Annotated in this window: 5 protein-coding genes; 2 read left to right on the forward strand and 3 right to left on the reverse strand. The window is 65.4% G+C overall.

Features of this window, described 5'->3' with window-relative positions; translation table 11 throughout:
• Window positions 1–47: 47 nt before the first annotated feature.
• The 3 genes from A5780_RS18720 to A5780_RS18730 all read right to left on the reverse strand — a co-directional run bounded on the left by A5780_RS18720 (window position 48) and on the right by A5780_RS18730 (window position 4,698).
• Window positions 48–2,213: a 3-hydroxyacyl-CoA dehydrogenase NAD-binding domain-containing protein gene (locus A5780_RS18720; protein WP_064909110.1), complete on the reverse strand. Its 2,166-nt coding sequence runs from the start codon at window positions 2,211–2,213 to the stop codon at window positions 48–50.
• A 20-nt stretch (window positions 2,214–2,233) separates the two neighbouring features.
• The gene (locus A5780_RS18725; protein WP_064909111.1) at window positions 2,234–3,442 is read right to left on the reverse strand and encodes an acetyl-CoA C-acetyltransferase; all 1,209 of its coding nucleotides are present in this window, start codon (window positions 3,440–3,442) and stop codon (window positions 2,234–2,236) included.
• Window positions 3,443–3,600: 158 nt separating this feature from the next.
• Window positions 3,601–4,698, reverse strand: a complete 1,098-nt coding sequence (locus tag A5780_RS18730; RefSeq protein WP_082976557.1) for an LLM class F420-dependent oxidoreductase — start codon at window positions 4,696–4,698, stop codon at window positions 3,601–3,603.
• 72 nt (window positions 4,699–4,770) lie between these two features.
• Here A5780_RS18730 and A5780_RS18735 point away from each other — a divergent pair, with 72 nt between their 5' ends.
• The gene (locus A5780_RS18735; protein ID WP_063009800.1) at window positions 4,771–5,400 is read left to right on the forward strand and encodes a TetR/AcrR family transcriptional regulator; all 630 of its coding nucleotides are present in this window, start codon (window positions 4,771–4,773) and stop codon (window positions 5,398–5,400) included.
• 135 nt (window positions 5,401–5,535) lie between these two features.
• On the forward strand, window positions 5,536–6,930 hold a 1,395-nt coding region (locus tag A5780_RS18740), incomplete at its 3' end, for an acyl-CoA synthetase (RefSeq protein ID WP_064909112.1).

The raw sequence follows: 6,930 nt of genomic DNA on the forward strand, positions 1-6,930 counted from the left end.
GCGGAGGGGCACCGCGCGCAGCGAGTGCCCCTCCGCGATGTGGTGGACTAGCGGTAGATTTCGCCGCGAGAGGCCTTGGCCTGCAATGATTCCGGCGGGTTGAAGCGGTCGCCGTAGCGCGCTGCCAGCTCGCGAGCGCGTGCTACGAAGCCGGGCACTCCGCCGTCGTAACCATTGATGTACTGCAGCACACCGCCGGTCCAGCTCGGGAAGCCGATCCCGTACAACGATCCGATATTGGCATCGGCAACGGAGGTCAGGACGCCCTCGTCGAAGCAACGCACGGTTTCCAGTGCCTCGGCGAACAGCATGCGCTCCTGCAGATCGCGTATCGGGATGTCGTGCGTGCCCGATCCGAAGGCGTTGCGCAGCCCGGGCCACAGGCCGATCCGCTTACCCGATTCGTCGTAGTCGTAGAAGCCGCTCCCGGTGGAGCGACCCTTGCGATCGAATTCATCGATCATGCTGTCGATGACCGCTTCCGAGCCGTGCGCGGACCAGCGCCCGCCGGCCGCCTCGATCGCGGCCCGCTTCTCCTGCCGGATCTTGCGAGGCAGCGTCAGAGTCAGCTCGTCCATGAGTTGGAGTGGCGGGGCGGGGTATCCGGCTTGTGCACCGGCCTGCTCGATCAGTGCCGCGGTGACGCCTTCGCCGACGGCGGCGACCGCCTCGTCGAGGAAGGTCATGATCACGCGGCTGGTGAAGAAGCCGCGACTGTCGCCTACGACAATCGGAACCTTGCCGATCTGCTGGGTGAAGTCGAAGACCTTCGCCAATGTCTGCTGCGAGGTGTTCTTCCCGGTGATGATTTCGACCAGCGGCATCTTGTCGACGGGCGAGAAGAAGTGTATTCCGATGAAGTCCTGTTGCCGTTTCACGCCTTCGGCGAGCGTGCTGATCGGCAGTGTGGAGGTGTTGGACCCGAGTACCGCATCGGGCTCGACGATATCCTGAACCTCTTGGAACACACGCTGTTTGAGCGCGACGTCCTCGAACACCGCCTCCACGACGAAGTCCACGCCCGCGAGATCGCCGGCCTCGGCGGTCGGACGAATTCGGCCGAGAAGCTCTTTCGACTTCGCTTCGGTCGTCGCGCCCCGGGCCACTGCCTTGGCCTCCAACTTCTCGGCATAGGTTTTACCGCGCTGCGCCGATTCCAGCGTGAGGTCCTTGAGTACGACCGGCAATCCGGCTCGTGCGCACACATACGCCAGGGCGGAACCCATCATCCCGGCGCCGAGGATGCCGACCTTCGTCGCCGCGAAGGCGGGTTCGCCCGCTGGACGGCTGGCGCCGCCCTGCACGGTTTGGATATCGAAGAACGCCGACTGGATCATGTTCTTCGCGATCTGGCCGGTGACCAGCGGGATGAAGTAGCGGGTCTCGATCGATGTGGCGGAGTCGAAGTCGACCTGCGCCCCCTCCACGGCCGCGGCCAGGATGGCACGCGGTGCCGGCAGCGGGGCGCCTTTCGACCGGCTGCGCAGGGTCGCGGTGAGGATCGGGAGGCGCGACGCCAGCCCGGGATCGGCGGGGGTGCCGCCGGGGATGGTGTAGCCCTTGGTATCCCACGGCTGGGCGGCATCCGGGTTCGCCTCGATCCAGGCCTTGGCCGCCGGGACCAACTCCTCGGCCGTGGCGACGACTCGATGAATCAGCCCGAGTTCCAGCGCCTTCTGCGGCTTGAACCGTGTTCCGGTCAGCAGCACCTCGCTCAGCGCGCGTTCCACACCGAGGATGCGCACGGTGCGGGTGACGCCGCCCACCGCCGGCAGCAGTCCCAGACCGACCTCGGGCAGGCCGATGACCACGCCCTTGGCGGCCGCGATGCGGTGATGGGCGGCCAGTGCGAGTTCCAGTCCGCCACCCAGGGCCGCGCCGTTGATGGCGGCGACAACCGGACGGCCCAAGGTCTCGAGCCGGCGCAGCTGATGTTTGATGCCATTGCAGAAGTCGGTGAAGTATTGCGCGTCGTCGGGCGTCGCGGCGACGAGATCGTCGAGGTTGCCACCCGCGAAAAACGTCTTCTTCGCCGAGGTGATCACCACGCCGCGCAACGTGTCGCGCTCGGCGGCGAGGCGATCGACCACCGCGGTCAGCGATACGAAGAACGCGCCGTTCATCGTATTCGCCGAGGCGGCGGGATCGTCGAGGGTGAGGACCACGATATCGTCGGAGCCGCGCTCCCAGCGGATCGTCTGTGCCTGTGTCATTTGCCGAATTCCGTTCCTGCTCAGAGGCGTTCGATGATGGTCGCGATGCCGATGCCGCCGCCGACGCACAGCGTCACCAGCGCTCGGCGTTCACCGCGGCGCTCGAGTTCGTCGATCACGGTGCCGACGAGCATCGCGCCGGTGGCGCCGAGCGGATGGCCCATGGCGATCGCGCCGCCGTTGACGTTGAGCTTCTCGTCGGGGATATGGAGGTCCTTCTGGAACTTGAGAACCACCGACGCGAAGGCCTCGTTCAATTCGAACAGGTCGATGTCGTCGAGACTCAGCCCCGCCTTGGCGAGCACCTTCTCGGTGGCCGGCCGCGGCCCGGTCAGCATGATGGTGGGGTCGGCGCCGGATACCGCGGTGGCCACGATGCGTGCCCTGGGCGTGAGCCCGAATTGTTTGCCCGCCTCTTCGTTTCCGATCAGGACCAATGCCGCACCGTCGACGATGCCGGAGCTGTTGCCGCCGTGGTGGACGTGGTCGATGCGTTCCACCGACGAATACTTTTGCAGCGCAACGGCGTCGAAGCCGGCCGCGCCGAGGGCGGCGAACGACGGCTTCAGCGCCGCCAGCGACTCGACCGTCGTGCCGGGGCGCCGGTGCTCGTCATGGTCGAGCACGGTGACTCCGTTGAAATCCTTCACCGGCACCACGGACTTCGTGAAATATCCACCGGCCCAGGCATTTTCCGCACGTTGCTGCGAGCGTACGGCGTAGGCGTCGACGTCGACGCGACTGAACCCCTCGATCGTCGCGATCAGATCGGCGCCGATGCCTTGAGGTACGAAATGCAGGTCGTAGGCGGTTGCCGGGTCGTTGAACAGCGGGCCGCCGTCGGTGCCGATCGGTACCCGCGACATCGACTCCACGCCACCGGCCAGTACCAGGCTCTCGAATCCGGAGCCGACCTTCTGGGCGGCGAGGTTGGTCGCTTCCAGGCCCGACGCACAGAATCGGTTGATCTGAAGGCCCGCAACGGTTTCCGGCAGTCCCGCGGTCAATGCCGCGGCCTTGGCGATATTGCCGCCCTGATCGCCCACCGGGGTGACGACGCCGAGGACGAGGTCGTCGATGTGGGCTGGATCGAGATCGGGAAAGCGCGCGCGCAGTTCGTCGATCAGACCGACAACGAGGTCGATCGGCTTGATGCTGTGCAGCGATCCGTTCTTTCCCTTACCTCGGGGTGTGCGAATCGCTTCGTACACGATGGCCTGATTCGGCATCGGCTTCTCCTCATTCTCCGCATATGGCCCGATCGAGGGCACGGCCCGGCCGTAGCGATAGCGCGGCGGGGCGAACGACGAATCACGTGCTGGGCAGGTGACGGGTTTTCCGCGTTGGCGCGGTGCCAGCTGACGGTAACCCAGTAGGAGACCTGCAGTCAATACTGACTGTAGCTGTCGGCTGTGGGTTGCGTGCCGGCCTCGCTCCGGGGGCATGCCGTCACCGATTCGTGCAGGTCGTCGATGATGGTGTAGCGCACGGCGTCGGCCATCGGGTATGGCGTGTACAGGGTGAATCTGTCGATGATCCCGGCGAATCGGCGGTGGATCTGCGCGCCTATCGTGTCGGGTTCGCCGACCACGGCGAAGGTTTCGAGCACTGTGTCGTCCACCAGATGTGTCATCGTCTGCCAGTCCCCGGACTTGGACAGGCGATGGAGTTCGGTGCCCAGCTCGCCCCAGCCGTGCAGTTCCAGCACCGGACGATAGGAAGGGGTGGCTCCGTAAAAGGCTATCTGCCGGCGCACCGCATCGAGTGCCCGGTCGAAGTCGCGATCGTCCGCGCCGGTCACGATCAGTCCCGGATAGCTGGTCGTGAACCGGGCGTAGTCGCGCCCCGAGGCGCGCAGTCCCGCTTCGAGGAGTGGGATCGTGACCTCGCGCAAGTATCGCTCGGTGGTGAAGCCGTGTAGCACAATGCCGTCGGCGACCTCCGCGGCGACCCGGGTCATCTTCGGTCCCACCGCCGCGAGCAGGATCGGCGGTGTCCCCCAGGGGTTGCGCTCGGGCCGGAACATCGGAGTCATCAGCGTGTGCCGGTAGAACTCGCCACGGAAGTCGAGGCGCTCGTCGGCTTCCCAGCTGTGCCAGATCGCGCGCACCGCCGAGATGAATTCCCGCATCCGATCGGCCGGCGCCGACCAGGGCATGCTGAAACGACGCTCGATATGGGCCTGGATCTGCGAGCCCAGTCCGAGCATGAACCGCCCCGAACTGAAGGCGTGCAGATCGTTGGCCACCATGGCCGTCGTCATCGGATTCCGGGCGAACGCCACGGCGACCGCGGTGCCCAGTTGCAGCCGAGGGGAGCGCTGCGCGGCGGCCAGCAGGGGCAGAAACGGGTCGCGGGCGACTTCGGTCGACCAGACGCCGTCATATCCGAGGCGGTCGGCGAAGTCGACCTGTTCGCCGACAGCGTTCAGGTCACCGCCGCCGGTGCCGTCGATCGAGCCGCCGATATTTCCGTCAACCAGCATGGCGTTTCCTTCTCTGCGAATCCTGCAGTCAGTGCTGACTGTACTCTGCCGCGGCGTCGTAGTATCGAGGCCATGGCAGCCACACGCGCAGAGAGCTACCTGCAACAGCAGGAGAGACGTAGTCGAGCCAGCCGTCAGCAGATTCTCGACGCGGCCGTGCAGTGCCTGGTCGAATACGGATACGCGGGTGCGTCGACGCTGAGGATTCAGGAATTGGCGGGCATCTCGCGCGGGCGGCTGCTACATCATTTCTCCTCGCGAGACGAGCTGCTGGTCGGGGCCGTCCAGCATCTGGCGTCCGCGCGAGTCGCCGAGCTGCGCACGGAGGTCGGTTCGATGATCGCCGTGCCTGACGACGACCCGGCTCGTATCGATGAGGCGATCGGACAGATGTGGACGAATTTCCATCAGCCCTTCTTCTGGGCATCTATAGAGCTCTGGGTGGCGGCTCGGCACAACGACTCGCTGCGAGAGGCGTTGCGGCCGGCGGAACGGCAGTTGCAGAAGGCGATTCACGAAACTCTCGCGGTGATGTTCGGGCCGGTCTGGTCCGCGCGCCCGCGGTATCAGCAGGTGGTCGACACATTGCTGTCCAGCATGCGAGGGGCTTCGGTGGCGTACGGGTTCGATCCGCGAACTCCGGCTCGGGATCCGCATCTCGCGCAGTGGCGGGATGTGGCGAGAGTTCTGCTGGCCGCGTAGGCGCGCCTGGAATGCCGCCGGCAGTCAGCGTTGACTTCGATCGGCAGTCAGTATTGACTTCAGGTGCGATTCGGTGCAGGCTCGGTGCACGGCGCGGCGATGAGTCCGGTGTCTGGCAGCTGGTAGGGAGGCCCGATGTATCCGGGTGCATACGCTCAGCGGACACCGGATCGGCCCGCGGTGATCATGGCCGACACCGGCGAGACGCTGACCTTCGCTCAGTTGGAGGACCGTTCGGCGCGACTGGCGCGATTGCTCTATGAGCGCGGGCTGCGGCGCGGGGACAACTTCGCGCTACTCTCCGACAACAGTCCCCGCTATTACGAAGCGTACTGGGCGGCGCAGCGAAGCGGGCTGTATGTGACCGCGATCAATCACAGCCTGAGCCCGGGCGAGATCTCTTATATCGTGAACGACTGCGGTGCGAGGATTGTGATTGCATCTGCTGGTAAAGCCGCGGCGGCAGAGGCGATTATCGATTCGACGCCCGCGGTGGAGGGTCGGCTGGCCTTCGGCGGTCCGATTCCGGGGCACACCGATTTCGAAACGGAATTGGCTGAGACCGGGGCCGTTCCGGTACCCGACGACAGAGTCGGTGGCGACATGCTGTACTCGTCCGGAACGACCGGACAGCCGAAGGCGATCAAACAGCCGCTGCCGCAGCGACGCCTGGGGGAGCCGGGCGACCCGTACGTATCGATATTCGGCAGCGCCTACGGATTCGACGAAGAGACCGTATATCTATGTCCTGCACCGCTTTACCACGCGGCCCCGTTCCGTTTCGGTGGATGGGTGCACGCCTTGGGCGGGACGGTTGTCGTGCTGCCGCGCTTCGAGCCGGTGGCGGCCCTCGAGGCCATCGAGCGCTACCGGGTGACGCACAGTCAATGGGTGCCGACGATGTTCGTTCGCATGCTGAAGCTGCCCCAGCCCGACCGCGAGCGATTCGACCTGGCCAGTCACCGGGTGGCCGTACATGCGGCCGCTCCGTGCTCGGTCGAGGTCAAGCAGGCCATGATCGACTGGTGGGGACCGATCCTGCACGAGTACTACGCCAGTACCGAGGGGATGGGGATCACCATGATCGACTCCGATCAGTGGTCGCGAAAACCCGGTTCGGTGGGGAGGGCCGGCATGGGGGTGTTGCACATCTGCGACGACGAGGGCAACGAACTGCCGGTCGGGGAGGTGGGCACGATCTACTTCGAACGCGAGACGCTGCCGTTCACCTACCACAACGATCCGGAGAAGATGAAAGCCGCGCAGCATCCGGCACATCCGAACTGGACGACGAGCGGCGACGTCGGCCGAGTCGACGACGAAGGATATCTCTACCTCACCGACCGCAAGGCATTTATGATCATCTCCGGTGGTGTGAACATCTACCCGCAGGAGATCGAGAACGTTCTCACCCTGCACCCCAAGGTTTTCGACATCGCAGTGATCGGGCTACCGGACCCGGAGTTCGGCGAGCAGGTCAAAGCAGTGGTAGAGCCCGCCCCCGGTGTACAGCCCTGTCTCTTATACACA

The sequence above is a fragment of the Nocardia sp. 852002-20019_SCH5090214 genome, assembly GCF_001665865.1.
GTDB lineage: Bacteria > Actinomycetota > Actinomycetes > Mycobacteriales > Mycobacteriaceae > Nocardia > Nocardia nova.